Annotated in this window: 24 protein-coding genes; 11 read left to right on the top strand and 13 right to left on the bottom strand. The window is 72.9% G+C overall.

Annotation, left to right across the window (positions count from 1 at the left end; genetic code table 11):
- Positions 1 to 46: 46 nt before the first annotated feature.
- Positions 47 to 793 carry a ferritin-like domain-containing protein gene (locus ACF1A5_RS03130; protein ID WP_392191056.1) on the bottom strand — a complete coding sequence of 249 codons (747 nt, stop codon included), beginning with the start codon at positions 791 to 793 and terminating at the stop codon, positions 47 to 49.
- Positions 794 to 1,275: 482 nt separating this feature from the next.
- Between ACF1A5_RS03130 and ACF1A5_RS03125 the strand changes: the two genes are divergently transcribed.
- Positions 1,276 to 4,002 (top strand): DEAD/DEAH box helicase, encoded by a 2,727-nt coding sequence (locus ACF1A5_RS03125; RefSeq protein WP_392191055.1) that lies wholly within the window; start codon positions 1,276 to 1,278, stop codon positions 4,000 to 4,002.
- Positions 4,003 to 4,708: 706 nt separating this feature from the next.
- Positions 4,709 to 5,623: an alpha/beta fold hydrolase gene (locus tag ACF1A5_RS03120; protein ID WP_392191054.1), complete on the top strand. Its 915-nt coding sequence runs from the start codon at positions 4,709 to 4,711 to the stop codon at positions 5,621 to 5,623.
- 195 nt (positions 5,624 to 5,818) lie between these two features.
- On the opposite strand, the gene ACF1A5_RS03115 is transcribed toward ACF1A5_RS03120, so the two are convergent.
- Positions 5,819 to 6,724 carry an NYN domain-containing protein gene (locus ACF1A5_RS03115; protein WP_392191209.1) on the bottom strand — a complete coding sequence of 302 codons (906 nt, stop codon included), beginning with the start codon at positions 6,722 to 6,724 and terminating at the stop codon, positions 5,819 to 5,821.
- A 218-nt stretch (positions 6,725 to 6,942) separates the two neighbouring features.
- Here ACF1A5_RS03115 and ACF1A5_RS03110 point away from each other — a divergent pair, with 218 nt between their 5' ends.
- The gene (locus tag ACF1A5_RS03110; protein ID WP_356185829.1) at positions 6,943 to 7,095 is read left to right on the top strand and encodes a hypothetical protein; all 153 of its coding nucleotides are present in this window, start codon (positions 6,943 to 6,945) and stop codon (positions 7,093 to 7,095) included.
- 146 nt (positions 7,096 to 7,241) lie between these two features.
- On the opposite strand, the gene ACF1A5_RS03105 is transcribed toward ACF1A5_RS03110, so the two are convergent.
- From ACF1A5_RS03105 to ACF1A5_RS03095, 3 genes are all read right to left on the bottom strand, one after another.
- Entirely contained in the window at positions 7,242 to 7,847 is a 606-nt protein-coding gene (locus ACF1A5_RS03105; RefSeq protein WP_392191053.1) for a MarC family protein, read from the bottom strand.
- A gap of 130 nt (positions 7,848 to 7,977) precedes the next feature.
- Positions 7,978 to 8,835: a PHP domain-containing protein gene (locus ACF1A5_RS03100; RefSeq protein ID WP_392191052.1), complete on the bottom strand. Its 858-nt coding sequence runs from the start codon at positions 8,833 to 8,835 to the stop codon at positions 7,978 to 7,980.
- A gap of 339 nt (positions 8,836 to 9,174) precedes the next feature.
- A complete protein-coding gene (locus tag ACF1A5_RS03095; RefSeq protein ID WP_392191051.1) occupies positions 9,175 to 9,816 on the bottom strand; it encodes a DUF6758 family protein in 642 nt (213 codons plus the stop codon).
- Between the two features lie 174 nt (positions 9,817 to 9,990).
- Between ACF1A5_RS03095 and ACF1A5_RS03090 the strand changes: the two genes are divergently transcribed.
- Positions 9,991 to 11,214, top strand: a complete 1,224-nt coding sequence (locus ACF1A5_RS03090) for an MFS transporter (protein ID WP_392191050.1) — start codon at positions 9,991 to 9,993, stop codon at positions 11,212 to 11,214.
- A gap of 31 nt (positions 11,215 to 11,245) precedes the next feature.
- Here the strand turns inward: ACF1A5_RS03090 and ACF1A5_RS03085 are convergent, their stop codons facing one another.
- On the bottom strand, positions 11,246 to 11,842 hold the full coding sequence (locus tag ACF1A5_RS03085) for a suppressor of fused domain protein (RefSeq protein ID WP_392191049.1): 597 nt from the start codon (positions 11,840 to 11,842) through the stop codon (positions 11,246 to 11,248).
- A gap of 568 nt (positions 11,843 to 12,410) precedes the next feature.
- Between ACF1A5_RS03085 and ACF1A5_RS03080 the strand changes: the two genes are divergently transcribed.
- Entirely contained in the window at positions 12,411 to 13,529 is a 1,119-nt protein-coding gene (locus ACF1A5_RS03080) for a magnesium and cobalt transport protein CorA (RefSeq protein ID WP_392191048.1), read from the top strand.
- Between the two features lie 22 nt (positions 13,530 to 13,551).
- Complete coding sequence (locus ACF1A5_RS03075; protein WP_392191047.1) at positions 13,552 to 14,064, top strand: hypothetical protein; 513 nt, start codon at positions 13,552 to 13,554, stop codon at positions 14,062 to 14,064.
- Between the two features lie 32 nt (positions 14,065 to 14,096).
- Here the strand turns inward: ACF1A5_RS03075 and ACF1A5_RS03070 are convergent, their stop codons facing one another.
- Positions 14,097 to 14,846, bottom strand: a complete 750-nt coding sequence (locus ACF1A5_RS03070; protein WP_392191046.1) for a hypothetical protein — start codon at positions 14,844 to 14,846, stop codon at positions 14,097 to 14,099.
- A gap of 217 nt (positions 14,847 to 15,063) precedes the next feature.
- Here ACF1A5_RS03070 and ACF1A5_RS03065 point away from each other — a divergent pair, with 217 nt between their 5' ends.
- The 3 genes from ACF1A5_RS03065 to ACF1A5_RS03055 are packed head-to-tail and all read left to right on the top strand — an operon-like array spanning position 15,064 to position 18,110.
- Entirely contained in the window at positions 15,064 to 16,347 is a 1,284-nt protein-coding gene (locus tag ACF1A5_RS03065; RefSeq protein WP_356185803.1) for a magnesium transporter MgtE N-terminal domain-containing protein, read from the top strand.
- On the top strand, positions 16,337 to 16,933 hold the full coding sequence (locus ACF1A5_RS03060) for a DUF1003 domain-containing protein (RefSeq protein WP_356185799.1): 597 nt from the start codon (positions 16,337 to 16,339) through the stop codon (positions 16,931 to 16,933). Before ACF1A5_RS03065 ends, ACF1A5_RS03060 begins: the two co-directional genes overlap by 11 nt.
- A gap of 43 nt (positions 16,934 to 16,976) precedes the next feature.
- A complete protein-coding gene (locus ACF1A5_RS03055; RefSeq protein ID WP_356185796.1) occupies positions 16,977 to 18,110 on the top strand; it encodes an Mrp/NBP35 family ATP-binding protein in 1,134 nt (377 codons plus the stop codon).
- A gap of 439 nt (positions 18,111 to 18,549) precedes the next feature.
- Here ACF1A5_RS03055 and ACF1A5_RS03050 read toward each other — a convergent pair whose 3' ends face one another.
- The 5 genes from ACF1A5_RS03050 to sigE form a co-directional block, all read right to left on the bottom strand.
- Positions 18,550 to 19,221: a hypothetical protein gene (locus ACF1A5_RS03050; protein ID WP_392191045.1), complete on the bottom strand. Its 672-nt coding sequence runs from the start codon at positions 19,219 to 19,221 to the stop codon at positions 18,550 to 18,552.
- Positions 19,222 to 19,459: 238 nt separating this feature from the next.
- A complete protein-coding gene (locus ACF1A5_RS03045) occupies positions 19,460 to 19,894 on the bottom strand; it encodes a sec-independent translocase (RefSeq protein WP_392191044.1) in 435 nt (144 codons plus the stop codon).
- A 202-nt stretch (positions 19,895 to 20,096) separates the two neighbouring features.
- Entirely contained in the window at positions 20,097 to 21,806 is a 1,710-nt protein-coding gene (locus ACF1A5_RS03040; RefSeq protein ID WP_392191208.1) for a trypsin-like peptidase domain-containing protein, read from the bottom strand.
- Between the two features lie 909 nt (positions 21,807 to 22,715).
- The gene (locus ACF1A5_RS03035; RefSeq protein WP_392191043.1) at positions 22,716 to 23,687 is read right to left on the bottom strand and encodes a zf-HC2 domain-containing protein; all 972 of its coding nucleotides are present in this window, start codon (positions 23,685 to 23,687) and stop codon (positions 22,716 to 22,718) included.
- Positions 23,684 to 24,385, bottom strand: coding sequence for an RNA polymerase sigma factor SigE (sigE, locus tag ACF1A5_RS03030; RefSeq protein ID WP_392191042.1), 702 nt, complete (start codon positions 24,383 to 24,385; stop codon positions 23,684 to 23,686). The genes ACF1A5_RS03035 and sigE overlap by 4 nt, the downstream gene beginning before the upstream one ends.
- Before the next feature lie 234 nt (positions 24,386 to 24,619).
- On the opposite strand from sigE, the gene ACF1A5_RS03025 reads away from it, so the two are divergent.
- Positions 24,620 to 25,318 carry an O-methyltransferase gene (locus tag ACF1A5_RS03025; RefSeq protein ID WP_392191207.1) on the top strand — a complete coding sequence of 233 codons (699 nt, stop codon included), beginning with the start codon at positions 24,620 to 24,622 and terminating at the stop codon, positions 25,316 to 25,318.
- Positions 25,319 to 25,491: 173 nt separating this feature from the next.
- Here the strand turns inward: ACF1A5_RS03025 and ACF1A5_RS03020 are convergent, their stop codons facing one another.
- Entirely contained in the window at positions 25,492 to 25,659 is a 168-nt protein-coding gene (locus tag ACF1A5_RS03020; RefSeq protein WP_003966491.1) for a DUF3117 domain-containing protein, read from the bottom strand.
- A 375-nt stretch (positions 25,660 to 26,034) separates the two neighbouring features.
- On the opposite strand from ACF1A5_RS03020, the gene ACF1A5_RS03015 reads away from it, so the two are divergent.
- Positions 26,035 to 26,838: an enoyl-CoA hydratase/isomerase family protein gene (locus ACF1A5_RS03015; protein ID WP_392191041.1), complete on the top strand. Its 804-nt coding sequence runs from the start codon at positions 26,035 to 26,037 to the stop codon at positions 26,836 to 26,838.
- Positions 26,839 to 26,847: the final 9 nt, after the last annotated feature.

Raw genomic sequence — 26,847 nt, 5'->3', positions numbered from 1 at the left:
CTCCCGCGGGTGACGGTCCCCGCGGGGTGGAACGGCCCGCCGAGCGTCAGGCGGCCAGCCCCAGCGCGGCCATCCGCTTCGTGTGCGCCTCCGTGATGCGGGTGAACATCCGGCCGACCTCGGCGAGGTCGAAGCCGTCCGCGACACCGCCGACGAGCATCGTGGACAGCGCGTCCCGGTCGGCCACGACCCGCTGCGACTGCGACAGGGCCTCGCCCATCAGGCGCCGCGCCCACAGCGCGAGCCGCCCGCCCACGCGCGGGTCCGCGTCGATGGCCGCGCGCACCTTCTCCACCGCGAAGCCGGCGTGGCCGGTGTCGTCGAGGACGCCGAGGACCAGCTCGCGCGTGTCGGAGTCGAGGCGGGCGGCGACCTCCCGATAGAAGTCGCTCGCGATCGAGTCGCCGACATAGGCCTTGACCAGGCCCTCCAGCCAGTCCGAGGGCGCCGTCTGCTTGTGGAAGCCGTCCAGCGCGGCGACGAACGGCTCCATCGCGCGGGTCGGCTCCTCGCCGATCCCGGTGAGCCGGTCGCGCAGCCGCTCGAAGTGGTGGAACTCGGCCGAGGCCATCTTCGCCAGCTCGGCCTTGTCCGCGAGCGTGGGCGCCAGCTTGGCGTCCTCCGCGAGCCGCTCGAACGCCGCCAGCTCGCCGTACGCGAGCGCGCCGAGCAGGTCCACGACCGCGGCGCGGTACTGCGGGTCGGCGGAGGCCGTCGCCCAGTCCTGGGCGGCGATCCCGGTGTGGCCTTCGGGTGCGTCGGAGGAGTGGTCAGGCTTGTCAGAGCTCGTCATGAAGCGCACAATAGCCCGCTCGCCGCGTCACGGAAGGACCTGGTCAACCAGTGTGACGACGACTACGTGACCAAATCGGCCATCGCGTGTGCGCGATTCCGGGGTATGGTGGTAATGCGCCTGCTGGTACTTCGACGTACCTCGACAGGCCGCACGCATGAGGATGCCCGGTCGGTGGCCCGATCGGCTCCGACCCGACAGCCCTCCGTGGCCGTACGCCACAGTGCGTACGACGACCGGAGGGACCTCCAAGCGGTACGAGCGCTAGAGCGTCGGCAGTGGTCCCGTGCCCTTACGGTCCGCCCGTAATGGCAGCCGACGTCCCCCAGGCACGGTCAGACACGACCCCCGCGCTCGCCTCGCACCGCGCACACAGAAGAGGCAGCACCCTGACTACGACTTTCCGAGAGCTCGGAATCCTCCCCGAGACGGCCGAGGCCCTTGAGGCCGTCGGCATCGTCACCCCCTTCCCCATCCAGGAGATGACCCTCCCCGTCGCCCTCTCGGGCACGGACGTCATCGGCCAGGCCAAGACCGGCACCGGCAAGACGCTCGGTTTCGGCCTTCCGCTCCTCGAGCGCGTGACCGTCCCCGCCGACGTCGAGGCGGGCCGCGCCAAGCCCGAGGCCCTCCCCGACGCCCCGCAGGCTCTCGTCGTCGTCCCCACGCGCGAGCTGTGCACCCAGGTCACCAACGACCTGCTGACCGCGGGCAAGGTGCGCAACGTGCGCGTCACCGCGATCTACGGCGGCCGCGCCTACGAGCCCCAGGTGGAGACCCTGAAGAAGGGCGTCGACGTGGTCGTCGGCACCCCGGGCCGCCTGCTGGACCTGGCCGGCCAGAAGAAGCTGAACCTCAAGCACGTCAAGTGCCTGGTCCTGGACGAGGCCGACGAGATGCTCGACCTGGGCTTCCTGCCCGACGTCGAGAAGATCATCAACATGCTGCCGGTCAAGCGCCAGACCATGCTGTTCTCGGCGACCATGCCGGGCGCGGTGATCGGTCTGGCCCGCCGGTACATGTCGCAGCCCACGCACATCCGCGCCACCGCGCCGGACGACGAGGGCGCCACGGTCGCGAACACCAAGCAGTTCGTCTACCGCGCGCACTCCATGGACAAGCCGGAGATGGTCGCGCGCATCCTTCAGGCCGAGGGCCGCGGGCTGGCGATGATCTTCTGCCGTACGAAGCGTACGGCCGCCGACATCGCCGAGCAGCTCCAGCGCCGCGGCTTCGCCTCCGGCGCGGTCCACGGCGACCTCGGACAGGGCGCCCGCGAGCAGGCGCTGCGTGCCTTCCGCAACGGCAAGGTCGACGTCCTCGTCTGCACCGACGTCGCGGCCCGCGGCATCGACGTCGAGGGTGTCACCCACGTCATCAACTACCAGTCGCCGGAAGAGGAGAAGACGTACCTGCACCGCATCGGCCGTACGGGCCGCGCGGGCGCCAAGGGTACGGCGATCACGCTGGTCGACTGGGACGACATCCCGCGCTGGCAGCTGATCAACAAGGCTCTGGTGCTCGGCTTCAGCGACCCGGCGGAGACCTACTCCACGTCGCCGCACCTCTTCAGCGACCTCGGCATCCCCGAGGGCACCAAGGGTGTCCTGCCGCGCTCGGAGCGCACGCGCGCCGGGCTGGACGCGGAGGAGCTGGAGGACCTCGGCGAGACCGGCGGTCGCGGTGCGCGCGGTCGCGGTGACCGGGGCGGCCGTGGCGGGCGGGACGAGTCCCGTTCCACGGAGCGCGAGCGCCCGGCGCGTACGCCGCGCAGCCGGCGCCGTACGCGCAGCGGTGCGCCGGCGGACTCGGCGCCCGGTGGTGCGCCGGTGGAGGGCAGCGCGCCGGCGGCCGGTGGGACCGCCGCGCCGCAGGACGGCGAGGCTCGCACGCCGCGCCGCCGTCGGCGCATGCGCGGCGGGGTGCCGGCGCAGCCGGTGACCTCGGAGGCGGGGTCGGAGCCGACGGCCACCGCGCCGGTCGAGACCGCCGTCGGGTCCCGGAGCGCGGAGCCCGCGCAGGCCGCGCAGGACGCCGTGACGACGGCGGAGGGCCCGGTCCTCGACACCGCCGCGACCACGACCAAGCCGCGCCGCCGCCGGACCCGCAAGTCGGCCGAGTCGACGGCTTCGGCGACCGGGACGGCGGTGGCGGTCGAGACCGCCGGTGCCGTCGAGGCTCCGGAGACCGTGGTGGCTCCGGAGACCGTGGTGGTCCCGGAGGTCGCGGAGCCGGCCGCTTCCCGGCCGCGCCGCCGCACCCGCAAGGCCGCGGAGACCACCGAGGCCACCGGGACCTTCCAGACCGCCGACGCGGTCCGGGCCGCGCTCGCCGCGGCCGAGGGCGCCGCGGCCGAGGGCGCCGCGGCCGAGGGCGCCGCGGAGGCGGTGGTGGAGCAGAAGCCGCGCCGCACCCGCAAGAAGGCGGCGGTTGCCGCCGAGACCGCGCTGGACACGGCCGAGGGCACCGCCGAGCAGACGGAGGCCAAGCCGCGCCGCCGTACCCGCAAGGCGGTCGCCGAGACCGCCACCGCCGGCATCCCGGCGCAGACCACCGAGGGTCCGGACGGCACCGCTCCTACCGCGGGCGACTCCGCCGAGGCCGCGCCGCGCCGACGTACGCGCAGGACGGCCCAGGCGCCGGAGGCTCCGGCCACCGTGGACGCGACGGCCGTCACGGGCGTCGAGGAGGCGGTGGCCACGGACGAGGCCGCGGTGAAGCCGCGTCGCACCCGCAAGGCCACGACCGCCGCCGACACGGCGGAGGAGGGCACCGCGGCCAAGCCGCGCCGCACGCGGAAGGCCACGGCCGCCGCGGCGGAGGCTCCGGTCGTGGCCGAGGAGACGGAGGCCAAGCCGCGCCGCAGGACGCGCAAGACCGCCGAGGCTGCCAAGGCCGCGCCGGACACGGCCGAGGCCGTGGCGGCCGAGCCGCGCCGCACCCGCAAGGCGGCCGCCCCGGAGGCCGTCGCCGACGCGAGCGGGGAGGCCGAGGCCAAGCCGCGCCGCCGTACCCGCAAGGCGGCCGCCGAGACCGCCACCGCCGACATCCCGGCGCAGACCACCGGTGAGCCGGAGGCCAAGCCGCGTCGCAGGACGCGCAAGGCCGCCGAGACCACCGAGGCGGCTGCCGCGGAGACGGCGGAGGCGAAGCCCACGGCACGCAGGACCCGCAAGACGGCGGCCACGGTGGAACCCACCGAGGCCTGATCCAGCACCCGCCCGCCCGAACGGCCCGGCCCCACACCCCGTGGAGCCGGGCCGTTCGGCTGTCCCGGGCACCCCGGAGACAGCGCACCGCGCAGGGCACGCCCCCGCCCCGCCCCCGGCACACCGCGCACGCCCAGGAGCCGCCCGCGCGCGACTCCGGCACATCGGCGCACCCACGGCACGAAACCTCGCCTCACCCATCCCGGCGCACCACTTCCTGCCCCCGGGCACGAGAGGCCACCGCGCACGGCACCGAGGGCGGCGGGACGGCGCCCCGGTCACCGGTACGCCCCACCGCGAGGGCAGGCCCCAAGCTCCCGCCACCTCCCACCGCACAAGACCCCCTCGCCACCCAGCGCACGCGCCACCGCACACCCCCGCCGCACCCGACCTGCACACCACGCGCGGCACCCGCACCCGCCCGCCGCACCGCACCCGCACCGACGGCGGCGGCGGCGGACGCCGACCACAGGGCATCGGTACGCCCCACCCCGAAGGCCCCGGGCTCCGGCCACCCCCACCGCCCAAGACGCTCCACACCTCCAGCGCACGGGCGCCACCGCGCACCCCGCCGCACCCGACCTCCGCCCCACGCGCCGCGCCCGCACCGAGTGCCCCTGCCGTCCCACGCGCCGCGCCCGCACCGAGAGCCCCTGCTGTCCCACCCGCCGCCCCTCCCACCCCCCGGGCCGGATAACCTCGGCTCATGAGCAGGCCTCCCAGCTTTCTTCCGCCGTCCGGTGCGCGGGCCTACCGCCTGCGCACGGCGCGGGGTGAGTTCGCCGTGGTCGACGCGCCGGCCGAGGCCGGGGTCGAGCCGAGGGGCACCGTGCTGCTGCTGCCGGGGTTCACCGGGAGCAAGGAGGACTTCAACCCGCTGCACGAGCCACTCGCGGCGCGCGGGTACCGGACGGTGGCCGTCGACGGGCGCGGGCAGTTCGAGTCGGACGGACCCGTGGACGACGAGTCCGCGTACGCGCAGGAGGAACTCGCGCGGGACGTGCTCGCCCAGGCCGCCGCGCTCGGCACGGCCCTGCACCTGCTCGGGCACTCCCTCGGCGGGCAGATCGCCCGGGCCGCCGTGCTCCTCGACCACTCCCCCTTCGTCTCGCTCACCCTCATGGCGTCGGGCCCGGCGCAGATCTCCGTCGCCCAGCAGCAGCGCGTGAAGCTGCTGCGGGACGCGCTCGGCGTGATGTCGATGGAGGTGGTGTGGGAGGCCATTCAGGCGATGGAGTCTCCGGAGGAGACCGACACCGGCGCCGAACTCGACGCCGGTCTCGGCGACCGGCACGACCTGCGCCGCCGCTGGCTGGGCCACAAGCCCGCGCAACTACTGGCCACGGGGCGTCAGTTGTGCGTGGAGCCGGACCGGGTCGCCGAACTCTCCACCCTCCCCCTGCCGTTCCACGTGCTGTCCGGGGCGCGCGACGACACCTGGCCGGTGCCGATCCTCGACGAGATGGCCGTACGACTGCGAGCGCGGCGCACCGTCGTCCAGGGGGCCGAGCACTCCCCCAACTGCGACCGGCCGCTCCCCACCGCCCACGCCCTCGCCGACTTCTGGGACACGGCCGTCCGCCACGTCGGCCCTGACGGCGCCCACGACCCCGTCGGCTAGACCGCCGGACCCGCGGCGCGCGGGCTCCGGCATACGACCCGTGGCACCGGGCCCGTCGCCGGCCCGCCGCCCTCAGGCCCCAGGTCCCAGGCCCCGGCCCCCGGCGCCCGGCGCCCGGCGCCCGGCGCCAAGCCGAGCCGAACCTGGCCCGCGGGCTGGCGGGCCCGCGAGCCGCCCCCCAGTGCCGCCCCCGCCTCAGTACTGCCCCTGCAAGTGCTCCCAGAAGCCGTCCCGCAGGGCGCGACGCAGGTCCGACTGACCGCGCAGGGAGTACTGGAGGATGCCCTCGGCCTCCACCAGCAGGTCCTGGTCGACGGAACCGGGCAGGTAGGGGTGGCCGGGCAGCAGGTCCACCAGCGCCCCCCGGCCCCGTGCCGCCAGCCACTTCGCCGCGATCTGCGCACCCACGAAGCGGACGTCCTCGCGGGCGGGCCGGACCGCGCCGGCGGTCTCGTAGGTGGCCGCGGTACGCCGTGACACGTAGGGCTTGAAGAAGTCGAGGTCGAGGGTGCGCTGGCTGTCCACCTCCCACAGCAGCGGCTCGGCCTGGTTGCGGCCCTCGGGGGCCTCGATGCCCCACAGGTGGACCCGGGCGCCGTAGCCCTGCGCCGCCTCGACCGCCGAGACGAGGTCCTCGTCGCCGCCGAGCAGCGCGGCGTCGCTGATGGCGCGGTGCCGGGCCAGGGACTCCAGGTCCGAGCGGATGAGGGAGTCGACGCCCTTCTGCTGGTTGTTGGCGTTGAGGTTGCCGAGGCGGACCTTGACGTCCGGCAGCTCGGCGATCGTCTGCTGCTCGGCGGTGTGGATGCGGCGCCGGGCGCCGTCGTACCAGTAGACGCGCAGCAGGCGACTGTCCGCGAAGATCGTGCGCGCCTTGTCGATGAGCGCGTCGATCAGCCCCTCCGCGTCCAGGTCGAAGGCGCGGCGGTCCTCCGTCCCCGCCACCAGCCGGCCGGCGGCCGCGTACAGATACCCGGCGTCCACGAAGATCGCGTGGGTCGAGGGCGTCTTCGCCACCTCGGCGAGCATGCGTTCCAGCAGCTCGTTCGTGCGCTCGATGCGGCCGGACAGTGCCGCGAGGTCGTCGTTCATCGCCTCCATTGTCCCGGCGGTCACACAGCGGACACAACTGGTCCCGGTCGGTCCCGCGACGGGTGCTCTACCGATCGGTAGTTAGACGTTCGAAAAATTTCCTTAGCGTAGGGAATGTTTGTAACACGCAGCCCGTTGACTACGTACGGAGCAGGGGGCACTGCCGCCCCGTGCGCCAGCCACTCAGTAATTCTCCTCAGGAGGATGACCAGACGAAGGGAGAAGCCGTGCGCTTCGAGATCATGCGCCTCGACGAGGTCGACGGCACCACCGTGGACAGCACCGTCGTGGACGCCGCCTCCGTCAACCGGATCGTTCAGCAGGCCGCCGCCATCGGGCAGCGACTGTGGATCCGGCCGGCCGAGACCGCCGCCTCGTAACAGTCGAGACCGCGGCCCGGCGCAGGACGACAGACCACGGCCGCGCACCAGACGCGGTCGGCCGCGCACGCGGATCACTCACCGCGAAAGCTTCGAAACCCCCGTACGGCACCGACGCCGTACGGGGGTTTCGCGCGTCCGGGGGTTCAGGCGCCCTTGATCACCTGCATGATCCCGTTGATGATCTGCTGCACGGCGATGGCGGAGAGCATCATGCCCGCGAGCCGCGTCACCAGGACCACGCCACCGTCCTTGATCACCCGGATGATCAGCAGCGAGTAGCGCATCACCAGCCACAGCACGACGTGGATGGCGAGGATCGCCGACCACACCGAGACCTGGGTGGCCACGGTGCCCGCCTTCTGCACGGCGAGAATGACGGACACGATGGCGCCGGGTCCGGCCAGCAGCGGCATTCCCAGCGGGACGAGCGCGACGTTGACGTCCTTGGTCTGCTGCGGCTCGTCGGTCTTGCCGGTGAGCAGGTCGAGCGCGATCAGCAGGAGCAGCAGCCCGCCGGCGATCATCAGCGCCGGCACGGAGACGTGCAGGTAGTCCAGGATCTGATGGCCGAGCACACCGAACACAGCGATGACGCCGCCGGCCACGCAGACGGCCTGGAAGGCCATCCGCTTCTGCACCTTGGCGGGGCGTCCCGCGGTCAGCGCCAGGAAGATCGGGGTGATCCCGGGGGGATCCATGATCACGAAGAGGGTCAGGAAGAGGGAGCCGAAGACGGCGATGTCGAACATGGGTGTGGAAGGGCCTTGCTCAAGAAGTACGGCGCTACGGACGCACGGGCGTACGGACGCACCGAGGTACGGGACTACGGAAAGGGAGGAAGGAAGAGAGGGGTGAGAGGGGCGGCGACGGCGTGCGGGGTCAGACCCCGCCGGCCCCGGGCACGGGGAACGCTCCCGTCGCCCGCCGGGTGATCTCCCCGTACACCTCGGGGTCCGTCGTGAACTCACCGAGCGCGACGGTCTTCCGGCTGCCGTGGTAGTCGCTGGAGCCGGTCGCGAGGAGGCCCAGCTCCTTGGCCAGACCGCGCAGCCGCGCCCTGGTGTCGAGGTCGTGGTCCATGTGGTCGACCTCGATGCCGTCGAGGCCGGCTGCGGCCAGCTCGGCGATCGCCGGCTCCGGCACCGTACGGCCCCGCTTGACGGCCGCCGGATGCGCGAACACGCAGACTCCGCCGGCACCCTTGACCAGCCGGATCGCCTCGAAGGGGTCCGTCTCGTGCTTCGCCACGTAGGCCCGGCCGCCGTCGGCGAGCCACTGCTCGGTGAAGGCGTCGTTCACACTCGGCACGACGCCGAGTTCGACGAGCGCGGAGGCGACGTGCGGCCGGCCGACCGAGCCCTCGCCGGCGATGCGCGCGACCTGCTCCCAGGTCACCGGCACGTCCAGCGCGTTCAGCTTGGCGATCATGCCCTTGGCCCGCGGCACCCGGTCGTCCCGGACCAGCTCGCGCTCGGCGAGCAGGGCGGGCTCCCCCGGGTCGAAGAGGTACGCCAGCAGGTGCATGCTGACGCCGTCGAGACGGCAGGAGAGCTCGGCGCCGGTGACGAGGGTGAGTCCCTCGGGCAGCGCGGCGATCGCCTCGGCGTGGCCGCGGGTGGTGTCGTGGTCGGTCAGCGCGACGACATCCAGTCCGGCCGCTGCGGCGTGACGCACCAGCTCGGCCGGGGTGTCCGTGCCGTCGGAAGCCGTGGAGTGGGTGTGCAGATCGATGCGCACGACGCGGACTCCAGACGGTGACGGGACGGAAGGGGACACCCAAGGATAACGGGAGAAGGGGGGTGCCCTGTCACAGCCGCCGGGGCGGTGCACCCCCTACACCCGCCCCATCCGCCCCGCTGCCCGGCCACGCTCCCGCCCGATCTCCGTACGACCGCTTCGACCCCGCCGGGCCGCCCCACGGGATCGCCCGGCAGCCCCGCCGAGCAGCATCTCCGGACCGCACAGCGGGCCACCGGGCAACCTCTCCGGACAAGCCGAGCAACCTCAGCGACCGCCCTCAGTCCCGCCGGGCAGCCCAGCAGCCGCACCCGGCAGGCAGCAGCGCCCGGTCGCCCCTCAGGGCTGAAGCAGCCGAGGGGACAGCGCCCCGCACGGAACCAGCTCGACCTCGGCCCCCGCGTCCCGCAGGTCGGCCAGCACGAGTTCGTCGTACATGAGCAGGCCCGACTGTTCGGGCCACACCACCGCCCACAGCCACAGCCCGCGCGCCTCACCCGCGAAGACGGCGCGGTCGTCCGGAGTGCCGGAGACGTTCCACAGGGGGGTCGGCCGGCCACCGGCCAGAACCTTGGCGTCCGGCGGTTTCTCCACATCCAGATACGGGCCGGGGTCGGGGCCGTCGACGCCCGCGTACCGCGCGCCGAGGCCGACGCCGAGCTCCTCGGCGACCAGGATCAGCTCCCCCATGCCCCCCAGCGGGGCGGGGCCGGAACAGGCCACAGCCGTGGCGCGGCCGCCGCCGCGGTCGTCACCGGCGCTGGCCACGCCCGTGAACAACCAGCCCACCGGCAACGGCCAGGGCATCCACACCGGCACCTGCGTGCGATGCACCACCACACTGAGAGCCTCGACGCTGGGCGGGATCACGGGCTGCAGCGGATGCACCGTCCCGTGGACATCGCACTGCCAGGAGTCGCTGAAGAGTCCGGGAGCCCTGACCCGGCCACCGCACTTCGGGCAACTGGGTTCGCCCCTCATAGGGCCCCACGGTCCTACCCCGACTGCGCCACGTCAAGGACGATCACCCGTCCGGACGGAACCGGCCCGGCGTCCCTCACCAGGAAGAACTAGATGTAATTTGCATTATTTAGCTCGGCTAACTTACTGTGTGCATATACCAACCACCTTCCCCGACCCGGGATTGGAGTGCGCATGGACCCCTTCGACGCGGGTGCGGGCGGCATCCTGCGACAGCCGAAGGCAGTCTGGGCGACGGCCGGTGCGTCCGTCGTCGCCTTCATGGGCATCGGCCTCGTCGACCCCATCCTTCCCTCCATCGCCAAGGGCCTGGACGCCACCGCGAGCCAGGTCTCCCTGCTCTTCACCTCGTACTTCCTGATCACCGCCTTCGCGATGCTGGTGACCGGGTTCGTCTCCAGCCGGATCGGCGGCCGCCGGACGCTGCTGCTCGGGCTCGCCCTCGTCGTGGTCTTCGCGGGGCTCGCGGGCACCTCCGGCACGGTCGGCCAGCTCGTCGGCTTCCGGGCCGGCTGGGGCCTCGGCAACGCGCTCTTCGTCTCCACCGCCCTCGCGGTGATCGTGGGGGCCGCGGCCGGGGGCAGCGCCGCGGCGATCCTGCTCTACGAGTCCGCACTCGGCCTCGGCATGGCGTGCGGGCCCCTGGTGGGCGCACTGCTCGGCGACGCGAGCTGGCGCTACCCCTTCTTCGGCACCGCGTTCCTGATGGCGGTCGGCTTCCTGTGCGTCACGGCGTTCCTCGAGGAGCAGCCGAAGCCGGCGCGGAGGACGTCCCTGCTCGACCCGGTCCGGGCGCTCGGCCACGGCGGCCTCGCCTCGGCGGCGGTGTCGGCGTTCTTCTACAACTACACGTTCTTCACCGTGCTGGCCTTCACGCCGTTCGTGCTGGACATGACCCCGTACAGGTCGGGGGCGGTGTTCTTCGCCTGGGGCCTGCTGCTCGCCGTCTTCTCGGTGATCGTGGCGCCGCGGATGCAGGAGCGGTTCGGCTCGCTCAGGGTGCTCGGTGGCTCGCTGGTGCTGCTGGCGGCCGACGTGGTCGTCCTCGGCTACGGCGACCACACCACCGCGATCGCCTGCACGATCCTGTCGGGCGCGTTCATCGGCGTGAACAACACCGTCTACACCGAGCTGGCCCTGGGCGTCTCCGACGCGCCGCGGCCGGTGGCGAGCGCGGGCTACAACTTCGTGCGCTGGTTCGCGGCCGCGGCCGCGCCCTGGCTCGCACCGAAGATCGAGGAGTGGAGCGACCTCCACATGCCGTTCGTGGTCGCGGGTGTCACCGCGGTGGTGGGCGCGCTCGTGGTGTTCGTACGGCGCGGGGCCCTGGTCCACGAGGCGCGGGAGCTCCAGCCGCGGCACGCCACCGAGGACGGTGTCGGCGTCTTCGCCAACTGACACTGGACGAGGGGGCGTTGGGTGAGCTTGCTCACTCCAGCGGGACGGACGCGCGGGACGGGTCCCGGAGGTCCGTCCCGTGCGTCAGCCAGCGCTCCTGGAGGGCCTGCGCGCCGTGCACCCGCTTCCAGGCGGCCTCGTTCGGGGTCATCGGCAGCAGCGGCAGGAACCGTACGGGGTCCAGCGGCTCGTCGAGCTCCAGGTCCTCGACCAGGCCGCCCGGCTCGGCCACCAGGACCGAGGTGAAGGGCGCGCCCGGCCACAGCGGCCCGCCCACGTCGAGCGAGGCGCCCGGAGCCACCACCACGCCCTCGACCTGCGGGGACGCGGCGAGCACGGCGAGCGGGCGGAGCACCTTGTCGGTGTCCGCGAGGCCCGCCCGGACGGAGAGGACCAGCTCCGCGCGGGGGCCCTTGACGGGGTCGGCGAGCGTGGCCGTGGGGTCGGTCATGGGGTGGGCGGACATGCCGAGCGTGGCGTACCGGACGAGGGCGCCCTCCCCGCCGTCGTCCCGGAAGCGCAGCACCTCGACCCGGTCCGTACCGAGGAAGGTGACCGCGGCGCGCGCGTCCGGCTCGCCCAGCGCGGAGCGCAGCCGGGCCTCGACCAGAGGAAGGACATCAGCCATGCGGCGAGCATAGAACTCGTCAGTGCCGGGCAAAGCGGCGCCTTGACACGTCAGGCGACTGATACTCTTGCGCGGTGGTCGGGGCAGCACGCAGAAGCGTTGCGTATCGGGTCCCGACACCGATGAACGTCCCCTTCGGGGGCACCCTTTCACTAGGGCGTGGATCGTCCCTCACGAGGGACCGGCCGGAGGAGGTGGGGCTGTCATGGATCGAAGTCGACCGTGCAGTACCGCCCGCTCTTCCGGCCGCTGATGCAGCTTCCGGCCCCGTCACAGGGCCTCTGACGTAGCTGTTCTGGCCTCCCGCCGGCTGCCGCCTCTCGCTTCGCGTGCCACGACGGAAGAGCGCTTCGTTTCGTTGTGCCTGATCCGTCTGACCTCAGTCAGCAGCTGAATCAGCAACAAAGGGCGCCACCGCGACGGTGCGGTGCTCCCCGCTTTGTGGACGTGCCAAACATCCTTCCCCTGCCCGAAGGGCGGGGAGACCCCTTGTCAGGACGTCCCCATTCCGGGCAGTTCCAACCGTCACAGCGCGGCCTTTCGTTGCTCGTTGCGAAGGAGCTCTGCCATGTCGATGATCCGTGACCTGCGTGCCGTTGTCCGCCCGTCCCGCCCGGCCGCCACGCGCAAGGACAACGGCACGTACGACACCACGCGCGACCCCGCCACGCCCTCCGCCGTCGTCGACTGCGCCGTCTACCGCGACGGCGTCCGGGTCCGGACGGACCAGCCGGTCGGCCCGCAGGAGGCGATGCGCCTGGTGCGGCGCGACGGAGGCTTCGTGTGGATCGGACTGCACGAGCCGACCGGGGCCGAATTCGCCGGGATCGCCGCGGAGTTCGGACTGCACCCGCTGGCCGTGGAGGACGCGGTGCAGGCCCATCAGCGGCCCAAGCTGGAGCGGTACGACGACTCCCTGTTCACCGTCTTCAAGACCGTCCACTACGTCGACCACGACAAGCTCACCGCCAACAGCGAGGTCGTCGAGACCGGCGAGGTCATGTGCTTCACCGGCCGGGACTTCTTCATCACCGTCCGGCACGGCGGCCAGGGCTCGCTGCGCGCGCTGCGGCACCGGCTGCAGGACGACCCGGAGCTGCTGGCCAAGGGCCCGTCGGCGGTGCTGCACGCCATCGCCGACCACGTCGTCGACGGGTACATCGCGGTCGTGGATGCCCTGCAGGACGACATCGACGAGGTGGAGACGGAGGTGTTCTCGCCCGGCCGGAAGGGGACGCCGCGCGGCACGGACGCCGGCCGGATCTACCAACTCAAGCGGGAGATCCTGGAGTTCAAGCGGGCGGTGGCGCCGCTGCTGCGGCCGATGCAGCTGCTGAGCGAGCGTCCGATGCGGCTGGTCGACCCGGACATCCAGAAGTACTTCCGGGACGTCGCCGACCACCTCGCCCGGGTGCAGGAGCAGGTCGTGGGCTTCGACGAGCTGCTGAACTCCATCCTCCAGGCCAATCTGGCGCAGGCGTCGGTGGCGCAGAACGAGGACATGCGGAAGATCACCTCGTGGGCCGCCATCATCGCCGTACCGACGATGGTGTGCGGGGTGTACGGCATGAACTTCCAGTACATGCCGGAGCTGCACTGGAGGTACGGCTACCCGGTGATCATGAGCGTCACGGTCGCCATCTGCCTGGGCATCCACCGCATGCTGAAGCGGAACGGCTGGCTGTGAGCGGGGTCGTTACCCTTCTGCCATGACTAGCGAGCTGCTCGACCAGGCCCTCGTCGAGGAGGCCACCAAGAAGTCCGGCCTCATCTGGGTCCGGGGCCCCGGCGCCCCGGCGCGTGCCCTGTGGCACGTCTGGTTCGAGGGCGCGGCCTGCCTGGTCGGCGACGGGCCCGGCGAGCAGCCGCTGCCGGGGCTGGCCGACGGGGCGACGGCCGAGGTGACGGTGCGCAGCAAGGACAAGGGCGGACGGCTGGTCACCTGGTCCGCGCGGGTCGCGGAACTGGCGCCGGACTCACCTGCGTGGGAGGCGGCGGTGGCCGAGCTGAAGGGCAAGCGGCTGAACGCGTCCGACGGTGAGGCCATGCCCCGGCGGTGGGCCCGGGAGTGCCGGGTGGTCCGCCTGGAGCCCGTGGGGACGACGGCCCCGCTGCCCGACGGCGCGCTGGCCGAGCCGCCGCTGCCGACGCCCGCCACGACCCGGCGGCCGGCCCCCGCGGGGCTGCCGCGGTTGCTGCTGAAGAGACGCGGACGGAAGTAGGGCCGCGGGGCGGGACCGCGGGTGCCGCCGCTTCAGGAGGTGGGGAGCTGCCGGCCGTAGTCGACCGTGTCCTCCTGCTTCGGCCGGCTGAGGGGGAAGTCCTTTCCCCAGTCCGTGAAGCCCAGGGTGCCCGCGCCGCCCGCGCGCACCAGGCGGACGGGGTACGGCTTGCCCTCCAGGGAGACGTCCAGGGTGCCGCCGGAGCCCTTGTCGCCGGTGATGCGGATGGTGCGGACGCCGGACTGCTCGTGGTGGCCGTCCGTCGCCAGCGCGCCGTGCAGCGTCAGCAGACCGTCGAGGAGGACGCTCTTGTCCGTGAAGCCGACGAAGCGCTTGTACGAGGGGTCGCCCTGGGGCACCTTCACGTACTTGCCGTCGAGCTTGTCGGCGACCCCGGAGCCCTTGCCGCCGCCGTCGGCCTTGTTCCAGAACCCGGCGTTCGCCTTCAGGTACAGCTTCTCCCCGATCCGCAGCAGCCCGAGGGCCACCCCTTGCGAGGTGACCGTGCCGGCGGCGCCGTCGGACCGCAGCCGCATGTCGATCCGGTAGGTACGGTTGTTGCTGACGACGTTCCCGGACAGGTGCACGGTGCCGGCGGCGTCGGCGGCCGCGCGGGCGCTGGTCTGGATCTTGGCGGGCGGCAGTTTGCCGACCCCGTTCGTGCCCGCGTCGGGGTCGTCCGCGGCGCACCCCGTCAGCCCCGTCGTCCCCGTCACGACCAGCGCGCACAGCGCGCTCAGCAGCGCGGCCCGGCGGGTTCGGCCCTGGGGAATCGCAGTCACAGGTGGGCTGCCTTTCTGACGGACGGCCTGAGCGGCACAGGCAGCGTACCGGGGCGGGCGGCGGCCCACGGAGCCGGTCCGTCCGGACCCTCACCAGGGCGTATCCGAACGGTACGGGCTAGCCTGAAGCCCACCTGAGCGGGCATTTGGGAAATGCGACCCAGCAGACACACGGAAACGCAACACGCATCACAGAGCACGTAAAGGAGGCGCGGTCATGGCAGCGGCCGCCCCCAAGATCTTCGTCTCGCACCTCGCCGGTGTCGCCGTCTTCGATCCGACGGGCGACCAGGTGGGGCGCGTGCGCGATCTGGTCGTCATGCTGCGTGTCGGGCGCCGGCCGCCCCGGCTGCTCGGGCTGGTCGTCGAACTCGCCACCCGCCGCCGTATCTTCCTGCCCATGACGCGGGTGACGAGCGTCGAGTCCGGCCAGGTGATCACCACCGGCGTCCTCAACGTCCGGCGCTTCGAGCAGCGGCCCACCGAGCGGCTGATCTTCGGCGAACTGTTCGACCGGCGGGTGCGGCTGGTGGAGACCGGCGAGGAGGTCACGGTCCTGGACGTGTCGGTGCAGCAGCTGCCCGCCCGCCGGGACTGGGAGATCGACCGTGTCTTCGTGCGCAAGGGGAAGAAGGGCGGCGCCTTCCGGCGCGCCAAGGGCGAGACGCTGACGGTGGAGTGGTCCGCGGTCACCGGCTTCTCCCTGGAGGAGCACGGGCAGGGCGCGGAGAACCTGCTCGCCACCTTCGAGCAGCTGCGCCCCGCCGACCTCGCCAACGTGCTGCACCACCTCTCTCCCAAGCGCCGCTCCGAGGTCGCCGCGGCCCTCGACGACGACCGGCTCGCGGACGTCCTGGAGGAGCTGCCGGAGGACGACCAGATCGAGATCCTCGGCAAGCTCCAGGAGGAGCGCGCCGCCGACGTGCTGGAGGCCATGGACCCCGACGACGCGGCCGATCTGCTCGCGGAGCTGCCCGAGGAGGACAAGGAACGCCTGCTGAGCCTGATGCAGCCCTCCGACGCCGCCGACATGCGCCGGCTGATGTCGTACGAGGAGCACACGGCCGGCGGCCTGATGACGACGGAGCCGATCGTGCTGCGCCCGGACGCGACCGTCGCCGACGCCCTGGCCCGCGTCCGCAACCCCGACCTCTCCCCCGCGCTCGCCGCCCAGGTCTACGTGTGCCGCCCGCCGGACGAGACGCCGACCGGCAAGTACCTGGGCACGGTGCATTTCCAGCGCCTGCTGCGCGATCCGCCGTACACCCTGGTCAGCTCGCTGGTGGACCAGGACCTGCAGCCGCTGTCCCCCGACGCGGCGCTGCCGGTCGTCGCCGGGTTCTTCGCGACGTACGACATGGTCGCGGCGCCCGTCGTGGACGAGTCGGGGTCGCTGCTGGGCGTGGTGACCGTGGACGACGTCCTGGACCACATGCTGCCCGACGACTGGCGGGAGACGGAGTTCCACTTGGACGAGGGGGCGGCCGCCCATGGCTCCTGAGCGTGAGAGCGGCCGCGAGCGGCATCCGGCGGGCGCCACCGCCGCCACCCGGCCGCGGACCTCCCGGCTCGACCAGCCGGGCCCGCGCCGGCGCAGGCTGCTGCCCGAGTACGACCCGGAGGCGTTCGGGCGGCTGTCGGAGCGCATCGCGCGCTTCCTGGGCACCGGGCGGTTCATCGTCTGGATGACGGTCGTGATCATCGCGTGGCTGACGTGGAACGTGACCGCGCCGAGCCACCTGCGCTTCGACCCGTACCCGTTCATCTTCCTGACGCTGATGCTGTCCCTGCAGGCCTCCTACGCGGCGCCGCTGATCCTGCTGGCGCAGAACCGGCAGGACGACCGGGACCGGGTCAACCTGGAGCAGGACCGCAAGCAGAACGAGCGGTCGATCGCCGACACCGAGTACCTGACCCGGGAGATCGCCGCGCTGCGCATGGGCCTCGGCGAGGTGGCCACCCGCGACTGGATCCGCTCCGAACTGCAGGATCTCGTCAAGGAGCTGGAGGAGCTCAGGGTCGACGGGCACCGCGAGGGCGTATTCCCGGCGGATCACCCGCCCCGGCGTGACATGGACGACCGCTGACGGGGGTCCCGGGCCTGCGGCGGGGCGCCGTACCATCGTCCTTATGGCTACGGAAGACGCGGTGCGCGAAGCGCTGGCGACGGTGAACGACCCCGAGATCCACCGACCCATCACCGAGCTCGGGATGGTCAAATCGGTGGAGATCGGCGCGGACGGAGCGGTCGCGGTCACCGTGTACCTGACGGTCTCCGGCTGCCCGATGCGCGACACGATCACCCAGCGGGTGACCGAGGCCGTCTCGCGGGTCGAGGGCGTCACCCGCGTCGACGTCACGCTCGACGTGATGAGCGACGAGCAGCGCCGCGAACTGGCGGCCGCCCTGCGCGGCGGCCAGGCCGAGCGCGAGGTGCCCTTCGCCAAGCCGGGCAGCCTGACCCGGGTGTACGCGGTCGCCTCCGGCAAGGGCGGCGTCGGCAAGTCGTCGGTGACGGTGAACCTGGCGGCGGCGATGGCGGCGGACGGCCTGAAGGTCGGTGTCGTGGACGCCGACATCTACGGCCACAGCGTGCCCCGCATGCTGGGCGCCGAGGGGCGTCCCACCCAGGTCGAGAACATGATCATGCCGCCCTCCGCGAACGGCGTGAAGGTCATCTCCATCGGCATGTTCACCCCGGGCAACGCCCCGGTGGTCTGGCGCGGCCCCATGCTGCACCGCGCGCTCCAGCAGTTCCTGGCCGACGTGTACTGGGGCGACCTGGACGTCCTGCTCCTCGACCTGCCCCCGGGCACGGGCGACATCGCCATCTCGGTCGCGCAGCTCGTGCCGAACGCCGAGATCCTGGTCGTGACGACCCCGCAGCAGGCGGCGGCCGAGGTGGCCGAGCGAGCCGGCTCGATCGCCGTGCAGACCCACCAGAAGATCGTCGGCGTGGTCGAGAACATGTCCGGGCTGCCCTGCCCGCACTGCGACGAGATGGTCGACGTCTTCGGCACCGGCGGCGGCCAGGTGGTGGCGGACGGCCTGACCCGCACGACGGGCGCGACGGTCCCGGTCCTCGGCTCCATCCCGATCGACGTCCGGCTGCGCGAGGGCGGGGACGACGGCCGGCCGGTCGTGCTGACCGACCCCGACTCTCCGGCGGGCTCCGCGCTGCGGGCGATCGCGGGGAAGCTGGGCGGCCGCCAGCGCGGCCTGTCGGGCCTTTCGCTGGGGATCACCCCGAAGAACAAGTTCTGACACCGCACACCTGCCGTCTACGGCTCCGCCACTGGTCAACCTTCCGACCGGCGGCGGAGCCGTCGACGTTGGTCAGCGTTGGTCGACGCTGAGCACCCCCGCACGGCCCAGAGACGGCGCGGGGTGTCGGGGGTGCTCCTCGATGGCGCATGATCATGCCCCCCATGGCCCGAGGCCAACGCCCTTCCCACTGCCCAACCGGCGCGCCGTCCCGGTGGCGCCCGACCGAGTCAAGCGCCGTGGGGCGCGGTCAGTAGCCGAAGGCCCGGCGGCCCGACTCCCGGCTGCCGCGGGCCGGCCGTCCGGCGCATGTGCCGCGCACCGCACGAGGGCGCCGTCCTGACCGGACGGTGCCCTCGCCGTATGCCCGCCGTGATCGCCGTGATCGCCGTGATCGCCGTGATCGCCGTGATCGCCGTGATCGCCGTGATCGCCGTAACTAGGCGTACACCGCGATGTCCTTGACGGCGGCGAAGCCCAGGCCGTACGCGCTCATGCCGCGGCCGTACGCGCCGACGTGGACGCCCTGCGAGGTCGTTCCGGCGAGCACCCAGCCGAACTCGGACTCGCGGTAGTGGAAGGGGGCCGGGACGCCGTCCACCGGGAGGGAGAGCGTCGACCAGGCCGGTCCCGCCAGGTCGTCGGCCAGCACCCAGGCCGTCTCCGTCTGCTGCTCCAGCCAGTCGTCCCGCAGGCTGTGGTCCATCTGGCCGGGCCAGGTGAAGGACAGCAGCCCCACCCCGGCGAGCCAGGCCGCCGAGGACACCGAGGTGGCCTCCAGCAGCCCCGTGCCGTCCGCGCTGCGCCGCACCGGGTTCGCGGCGACGGTCACCACGACCGCGAACTTCTCCTTGGGGTCGTCCGGGGAGCCGGACACGTACTCGTTGCGTACGGAGGGCTCGTCGCCGTGCCCGATCGAACCGTGTTCCACGGAACCGTCGGCCGAGGTGCCCACCTGCATCAGCCAGCGCGGTCCCGTGAAGGCCTCGTCGAGGCCGTACCACGGGAAGGGCGCCAGCAGGTAGCCGTCGACCGTGCGCCGGGCGGAGGGGGCCTGTTGCCCGTCCTCCGCGGCCGGCGCCTGCGCGACCGCCCTACTTGTCGTCTCCATGTGCCCGGACGCCTCCTCGTTCTCGTCGGACCGGGGCGGCCCGCCCCCCTTCGGGCGTACTCGTCCGGTCCGCACAACGACTCGGCAGCATATCGACCCGGCTTCCGGGGACGTGGAAACCGCCCGGCGCGTAGGGCGCTCGGACGACGAATTCCGGCCGCGTGGGGCATGCGCGCGCTATGAAACGCGTCACGTACGGGGGTCGCCCACGTCCCTCAGGTCACGTCCGTGCCGGAACTCAGGTCGCGTCCGCGTCGAACGGGGGGCGCGTGTCGTGGCCGGATTCCTCGGGCTTCTTGATCATGTCCACGCGGCCGCCGGAGGCGCCCGAGCCCGAGGAGGAGTCGGACTCGCGGCTGTGCACCGCGTCCGTGACCTCGGCCATCTCCTTCTTCAGGTCGAAGCCGTTGCGGATCTCCTTCAGCCCGAGGTCCTCGGTCTCCAGCTGCTTGCGGAGGAACGTCTTGGGGTTCAGGTCCTCGAACTCGAAGTCCTTGAACTCGGGCCCCATCTCGTTGCGGATGTCCTGCTTGGCGCTCTCGGAGAACTCGCGGATCTTCCGGATCGTGCGCATCACGTCCTGGACGACCTTCGGGAGCTTGTCGGGACCGAACACGAGCACCGCCAGGACGACGAGTGTCACCAGCTCGAGCGGTCCTACGTCATTGAACACCTGAAGCTCCTTGCGAGTGTCCTCGGTCCTCGGCCCTCCGGTGGTCCTGCGCGTCTTCCGTGGTCCGGGCCGCGTCCACGGTACCCGGCACGCATGTCCGACCGGTACCGTCCCGCGATGTCCGAGTGTGCGTACACGACGGGTTTTCCTGCTTGTTTGCCGTGCTTGGCGGTCGGTTGGGACCGCGTTGGCGAGGTTCGTGTCACCCGCTGTGCGCCGACCCCAGTACGAGGGAGACCTTCCGCTCCTTCCCGTCGTGCTCGACGGTCAGCTCCAGGTGGTCGCCGGGGCGGTGGGCGCGGGTCTTGACGATCAGTTCCTCGCCCGAGTGGACGGGTGTGCCGTCGACCTCGGTGATCACGTCGCCGGGCCTGATACCGGCCCGGGCGCCGGGGCCGCCGGAGGTGACCGCGGGGCCGCCGTCGCGGCTCTTGGCGCCGACCCGGGCGCCGTCGCCGGTCCAGTTCATGTCGAGGGTCACACCGATCACCGGGTGGGTGGCCCGGCCGGTGTTGATCAGTTCCTCGGCCACGCGCTTGGCCTGGTTGATCGGGATGGCGAAGCCCAGTCCGATGGAGCCCGCCTGGCCGGTCTGCAGGTCCGAGCCGTTGTCGGCGGAACGGATGGCGGAGTTGATGCCGACGACCCGGGCCCGGGAGTCGAGGAGGGGGCCACCGGAGTTGCCGGGGTTGATCGGCGCGTCGGTCTGCAGGGCGTCCACGTAGGACATGTCGCTGCCGTCGCCCTTCTCACCGCCGGCCGTGATGGGCCGCTCCTTGGCGCTGATGATCCCGGACGTCACGGTGTTGGCGAGGTCGAACGGGGCGCCGATGGCGACGACCGGGTCGCCCACCCGGACGTTGTCGGAGTTGCCCAGCGGCATGGGGGTCAGACCGCGCACGCCGCGGACCTGCACCACGGCGAGGTCGTAGCCGGAGTCCCGGCCGATGATCCTGGCCCGGGCGGTCTGTCCGCCGCTGAACGTCACCGATATGTCGCCGCCGTCCGCCGCGGGCTCGACGACGTGGTTGTTGGTGAGGATGTGACCGAGGCCGTCGAGCACGAAGCCGGTGCCGGTGCCCTGCTCCTCGGAGCCGGAGACATGGAGGGTCACCACGCTGGGCAGCGCGTGGGCGGCGATCCCGGCCACGCTGTCCGGGGCCCGCCCGGCTGGTTCCTTGCCGGCCTGCGGCAGTTCCACGGCCCCCACACCGCCGTTGCGCTCGATGTACGCGCCCGCGACCCCGCCGAGCATCCCGGACACGAGCGCCAGCGCCACGGCCGCCCCGACGAGCCGCCGCCGGACCTGCCCGCGCCGCTGCTCCGGCGTGAGCACCGCGGCCCCGCTGTGCTGGAAGGGGGCCGCGGGGAGGGGTTCGGCCGCCCAGGGGTCGTAGCGCCGCCAGGGGTCGGAGGGGGGTGGGGTGGTGTGGGGGGCCGGGTTCGGGTGCGGGCGCACGGACGTGGTGTCGGGGGTCGGGTGCAGGTTCGGGGTGGGCTGCGAGTGCGGGTGCGCGTTCGGGTTCGGGTGCGGGCGCACGGACGTGGTGTCGGGGGTCGGGTGCAGGTTCGGGGTGGGCTGCGAGTGCGGGTGCGCGTTCGGGTTCGGGTTCGGGTTCGCGGGTGTGGTGGCGGAGGCGGTGGTGAGGTCGGTGTGGAGGGCGGGGGGCGTCGTCGGGGCGGGCGCGCCGAGCTGGTCCGGGGCCGTGTGAACGGGCGCCGAGGGGGCGCTCGGGAGGGGCGCAGGCTGCTCCGGCAGGGCGGGCGGCAGGGCTGCTCCAGGGGCCGCTGAGCGCGCGGAGGCCGCCGTACCGTGGGCGGAGGTCACCGCGGGGTGCTGCACCGGCGGGGCGGGCGCCCACGGGCCGGGCTCGCCGTACGGCGGGGTGCTGTACAGGTCGGGGTCGTGCAGGGGCTGGGGCCGCTGGACCGATTGAGGCTGCCCCGCGGGCTCGGGCCGCTGGGCGGGCTCGGGCCGGTCGGCCGACCGAGACTGCCCCGCGGGCTGGGACCGGTCGGCGGGCTCGGGTCGGTCGGTCGGCTGGGGCCGCTCGGCCGACTGAGGCTGCCCCGCGGGCTCGGACCGGTCGGCGGGCTCGGGCCGGTCGGTCGGCTGGGGCTGCTCGGCGGGGCGCGCCAGCTCGAAGTCGCCCTCGCCGCCGTCAGCGGCCGTCGACGCCGTGCCGGGCTGCGGGGACCCGGCCTCCTCGCCGGTGGCGGCGCCGGCCGCCACCTCTCCGCCCGTGAGGCTTCCCGCGGGCCGCGCCAGCTCGTAGTCGCCGTCGGCCTCCGAGCCGGGCCGGACTCCGGCCCCGGCCCCTTCGGCGGACGCCCCCCGCAACGTGCCCTCGGCGGAGACATCCGGCGCGGCGCCCTCGGCGGAGACATCCGGCGCGGTGCCCTCGGCGGAGACCTCCGGGGTGGAAGCCTCGCCCGGCACAGCATCCGGCGCCGGAGTCGTCGCCGGAGCCGGAGGCGGTACCGCGTCCGCGGCCGTGTCCGGCGCCGGCACGGTCGCGAGTGCCGGTACGGGCTCAGGTGCCGGTACGAGTTCCGGCCCCGGCGCGGGCTCCGACGCCGGTACGACGCCCTGGGCCGTCTCCTGGGCGGGGACCACCGGTCGGTGCCTGTTCCACCACTTGGGGCGGGTGGACTTGGTGGGCTTCCCCTCGTTCATGTTCTCCCCACAGCTGGCCGCGGCACGGCTCGTAGGCGGTGGCCGTGCGTCGTCGACTCCGCGCCCGACGAGTGTCATGGGCGCGACCACCCAGGATTCAACCAGGTTCGCGGGCCCCTGCGCAGAGGCCGGTGGGCGCTCCGGTCAGTGGGCCGGGCGCGAGGGGGAGGAGGGAGTGGGGGTCGTGCCCGGGACGGGTGCGGCGAGGAGACCGGGGGTGCGGAGTTGCGGTGGGCCGGCCCAGGAAGTCAGGGAGACCGGCTGGGTCGCGCCGAACGGACGTATCAACGGGGACATGACCGCGGCGCCGGCGACCACCGGTGTGGTCAGCGTGTGCAGGGCGTCCTGCACCTGCCCGGTGCCGGGCTGAGCCCCCGGCAGCAGCGGGGCGGAGAGGCTGGTCGGCTGCGCGGAGGCCGCACCGCCGGCCCGCTGCCCCTGGGTCAGCAGCGGCCCGGTGGACGAGCGACGGCGCTGGGTCTCCGCGCCGGTCGCCGCTCCCGTGCCCGCGGGGCGCGCCGGAGTGACGTTGCTGCCGGATCCGGAGCCGCCGCGTGCCTCCGCGGCCCGGTCGACGGGTGCGCCGAGGGTCACACCGCCCAGCGCGACCGCGGCCAGCGAGACCGCCCCGGCGGCGACGAACGCGAACCGCAGCCCGCGCGAGGCCGGCCGGTCGGTGTCGGGGCGGCCGACCGGATGCACGCGGAAGCCCCGGTCGTGCGCGGGGCCGGAGGCGTGCGGCGGGGCGGGGACGTAGCCGAACTCGAACGGCTCCTCCCGCCTCACTCCGAACACCCCGGTGCGCCCGGTCAGGCCGCCGGGGAACACACCCCCGTTCAGCGGCGCTCCGCCGTCCGGGTCACCTCCGCCGGGGAGGCCCTGGAGACGGGCCAGCAGGCTCGCCGAAGGGGGTGGTGGGGCCGCCTCCGCGAAGACGTTCTTCAGCCGGCGCTGCGCGTCGACCTCTGTCCTGCACTTCGCGCAGGTGGCCACGTGCGCCAGGACGCGCTCACGCGTCTCATGACCGAGCTCACCGTCGACAAGGGCGGAGAGCCGGTCTCCCAGATGCTGTTCCGCGAGCCGCCCGGCGGCGGCCTCGGTTCGTGATCCACTCACGCGGTCGCGCCCCCTCCTCCCAGTGCGGGAACACGGGGCACGAAGGGGCGGCGCTCGGCCCGGGCCTGGGGCGAGCGGTGCGCGAGGGCCTTGCGCAGCTGCGAACGGCCGCGGTGGATCCGGGAGCGGACCGTGCCGAGCTTGACGCCCAGGGTCGCGGCGATCTCCTCGTACGACAGTCCCTCGATGTCGCACAGGACGACCGCGGCGCGGAACTCCGGGGCGAGGGTGTCGAGGGCCTGCTGCACGTCGGCGTCGAAGTGCGCGTCGTTGAACAGCTGTTGCGGGGTGGGTTCCCTGCTGGCCAGGCGCTCCGCCGCGTCCTCGCCGAGGGCGTCGAAGCGGATGCGCTGCTTGCGGCGGACCATGTCCAGGAAGAGGTTCGTCGTGATGCGGTGCAGCCAGCCCTCGAAGGTGCCCGGCGTGTACGTGGACAGGGAGCGGAAGACGCGGACGAAGACCTCCTGGGTGAGGTCCTCGGCGTCGTGCTGGTTGCCCGTGAGGCGGTAGGCCAGGCGGTAGACGCGGCCGCTGTGGGTGCTGACGATCTCCTCCCAGGTGGGCGGAGTCCACGCCTGCCCGTCCGCGTCGGTGGAGAAGGTCGCGGTCCGGTCGCGGTCGGCGGCGTGGCTGGGGTCAGCAGCGGTGTCGTTCACGGATTTCGGCCTGCCCGCCGATCCGAGAAAGCGCCGAAGCACTCCTCCCCGATCCACAGGTGCAGCCGCACCTCCCCTGTCGGCTCTGGTGGTGTCCAGTGGAGCCCCTACCATAGCCACCTCGCCCGTTAGCTCCGGATAAGCGGTTTTACGGGAAATTGATACGCGCCCGCACGGCTCATCCGGCTGCGTCAGCACTTGCTCGGCGCCCCGATCCATCCCATACCCCCCGCCGCGTGCCCCGCCTGTGTCACACCCCTATAAACGACCGGTCCCATCTGCGGGTTCCCGACACCAACGGATACAGTCACGCCCAGGCAACCATGGGGACAGGAGACGGTCATTACCGGCAACCGGCAGACGAGCTGGGCGTTCGCCGACGCCTATGTCGCCGAGGACGAAGCGCTGCTCTGGGCCCGTGACCGGGCCCGGGACGCGGGGCTGCGCTCGGTGTCGCCCGGCACGGGCGCCGCGCTGCGGTTGCTCGCCGCCACCGTGGACGCCAAGGCGGTGGCGGAGATCGGGACCGGTACCGGTGTCTCGGGGATCCACCTGCTGCACGGCATGAGGCCGGACGGGGTGCTGACCACGGTCGACCCGGAACCGGAGCACCAGCAGTTCGCCCGCCAGGCGTTCCGGGCGGCCGGCTTCGCCAGCAACCGGGCCCGCTTCATCCCCGGCCGGGCGCTGGACGTGCTGCCCCGGCTCGCGGACTCCGGTTACGACCTGGTCTTCTGCGACGGCGACCGGCAGGAGTTCCTCGACTATCTCGCTGAATCGTTGCGCCTGCTGCGCCCGGGCGGCCTCGTGGTCTTCGAGGGCATCTTCGCGCACGGGCGGACGGTGGACTCCGGACCGCAGCCGACGGAGGTGCTGCGGCTGCGCGAGCTGCTGCGCACGGTGCGCGAGAGCCAGGACCTGGTGCCGTCGCTCCTGCCGGTGGGCGACGGCCTGCTGTGCGCGGTCAAGCGCTGAGCCGCCGGAAGCAGCGCCGGAACCCGCAGCCAGAACCGGAAGCATCACTGCGGCCGCCCCTCGGCACCCGGCCGGAAGCACCGCCGGGACCACCGGGAACGCCCACGGAAAAAAACCTGCCCCGGCACCACATGCGGTACCGGGGCAGGTGAAGGGGTATGGTCGCGTCCGCGTCAGCCGACGACCTTCTTGAGGGCGTCGCCGAGCGCGTCGGCCTCATCAGGGGTCAGCTCGACGACGAGCCGACCGCCGCCTTCGAGCGGAACGCGCATGACGATGCCCCGCCCCTCCTTGGTCACCTCGAGCGGGCCATCGCCCGTCCGCGGCTTCATGGCCGCCATGCTCGTTCCCCTTCCTGAAACCCGCTCATCGTCAGCCGACGGCCCCATGAAGGGCACGCGCGGCCCGTGCAGGACACGCGTCACCGGCGTCGAACACATTGCTTCCAGGCCATTATCCCGCATCTCAGGACCCGATGACCAACATCAGTCGGCATCGCTTGGGCAACGCGCGCGAGCAAAACCACTCAATTCGGGGATGTGACTGCAATACTGTGCGCCCGCACGGACGTCCGTCGTCCGAAAACCGGCCGGCTTTCTTTGACGCAGGTCACACGTCCGCTCCGGTCGCGCGCGGGTGATCTCCGCCATGCTGTCCTTCAGACGAAGGACGTACCGATCGGTACGTCCCATCCGCGACACCGGAGGGGATGACCCATGGCCGACACCGTGCTCTACGAGGTGAGCGACGGGCTCGCGACGATCACGCTGAACCGCCCCGAGGCGATGAACGCGCTGAACGTCGCGACCAAGGTCGCCCTCCGGGAGGCGGTCCAGTCCGCGGCGACCGACGACGCCGTGCGCGCGGTGCTGCTGACCGCCGCCGGGGACCGGGCGTTCTGCGTCGGCCAGGACCTCAAGGAGCACATCGGGCTACTGGTGTCGGACCGGGAGACCGGGTCGGGGCAGACGATGAGCACGGTGCGGGAGCACTACAACCCGATCGTGCGGGCGCTGGCGGCGGCCCCGAAGCCGGTGGTCGCCGCGGTGAACGGCGTCGCGGCCGGGGCGGGCTTCGGCTTCGCGCTGGCGGCGGACTACCGGATCGTCGCGGACGGCGCGGCCTTCAACACCTCGTTCGCCCGGGTCGCGCTCACCGCCGACTCCGGCATCTCCTGGACCCTGCCGCGGGTCGTCGGGCCGGGCCGGGCGACCGACCTGCTGCTGTTCCCGCGCAGCATCAGCGCGCAGGACGCGCTGGAGCTGGGGATCGCCAACCGGGTGGTGCCGGCGGCGGAGCTGCGCGCCGAGGCGGAGAAGACGGCGCGGGCGCTGGCGGAGGGGCCGACGGTGGCGTACGCGGCGCTCAAGGAGTCGGTTGCCTACGGGCTGACCCACTCCCTGGAGGAGGCGCTGGAGAAGGAGGACGAGCTGCAGACGCGGGCGGGGTCCTCGGAGGACCACGCGATCGCGGTGCGGGCGTTCGTGAACAAGGAGCGGCCGAAGTACCTGGGCCGCTGACGCCGTTTG

The organism is Streptomyces sp. NPDC014864 (assembly GCF_043081525.1).
Taxonomy (GTDB): Bacteria; Actinomycetota; Actinomycetes; order Streptomycetales; family Streptomycetaceae; genus Streptomyces.
The sequence above is the reverse complement of the archived record's forward strand: the minus strand, read 5'-3'. Positions and strand labels throughout refer to the sequence as shown.

Coding starts and splice junctions, on each gene's coding strand:
- ACF1A5_RS03130 (WP_392191056.1), bottom strand. CDS start 793: ATGACGAGCTCTGACAAGCCTGACCACTCCTCCGACGCACCCGAAGGC.
- ACF1A5_RS03125 (WP_392191055.1), top strand. CDS start 1,276: ATGACCCTCCCCGTCGCCCTCTCGGGCACGGACGTCATCGGCCAGGCC.
- ACF1A5_RS03120 (WP_392191054.1), top strand. CDS start 4,709: ATGAGCAGGCCTCCCAGCTTTCTTCCGCCGTCCGGTGCGCGGGCCTAC.
- ACF1A5_RS03115 (WP_392191209.1), bottom strand. CDS start 6,724: ATGGAGGCGATGAACGACGACCTCGCGGCACTGTCCGGCCGCATCGAG.
- ACF1A5_RS03105 (WP_392191053.1), bottom strand. CDS start 7,847: ATGTTCGACATCGCCGTCTTCGGCTCCCTCTTCCTGACCCTCTTCGTG.
- ACF1A5_RS03095 (WP_392191051.1), bottom strand. CDS start 9,816: ATGAGGGGCGAACCCAGTTGCCCGAAGTGCGGTGGCCGGGTCAGGGCT.
- ACF1A5_RS03090 (WP_392191050.1), top strand. CDS start 9,991: ATGGACCCCTTCGACGCGGGTGCGGGCGGCATCCTGCGACAGCCGAAG.
- ACF1A5_RS03085 (WP_392191049.1), bottom strand. CDS start 11,842: ATGGCTGATGTCCTTCCTCTGGTCGAGGCCCGGCTGCGCTCCGCGCTG.
- ACF1A5_RS03080 (WP_392191048.1), top strand. CDS start 12,411: ATGTCGATGATCCGTGACCTGCGTGCCGTTGTCCGCCCGTCCCGCCCG.
- ACF1A5_RS03075 (WP_392191047.1), top strand. CDS start 13,552: ATGACTAGCGAGCTGCTCGACCAGGCCCTCGTCGAGGAGGCCACCAAG.
- ACF1A5_RS03065 (WP_356185803.1), top strand. CDS start 15,064: ATGGCAGCGGCCGCCCCCAAGATCTTCGTCTCGCACCTCGCCGGTGTC.
- ACF1A5_RS03060 (WP_356185799.1), top strand. CDS start 16,337: ATGGCTCCTGAGCGTGAGAGCGGCCGCGAGCGGCATCCGGCGGGCGCC.
- ACF1A5_RS03055 (WP_356185796.1), top strand. CDS start 16,977: ATGGCTACGGAAGACGCGGTGCGCGAAGCGCTGGCGACGGTGAACGAC.
- ACF1A5_RS03050 (WP_392191045.1), bottom strand. CDS start 19,221: ATGGAGACGACAAGTAGGGCGGTCGCGCAGGCGCCGGCCGCGGAGGAC.
- ACF1A5_RS03020 (WP_003966491.1), bottom strand. CDS start 25,659: ATGGCGGCCATGAAGCCGCGGACGGGCGATGGCCCGCTCGAGGTGACC.
- ACF1A5_RS03015 (WP_392191041.1), top strand. CDS start 26,035: ATGGCCGACACCGTGCTCTACGAGGTGAGCGACGGGCTCGCGACGATC.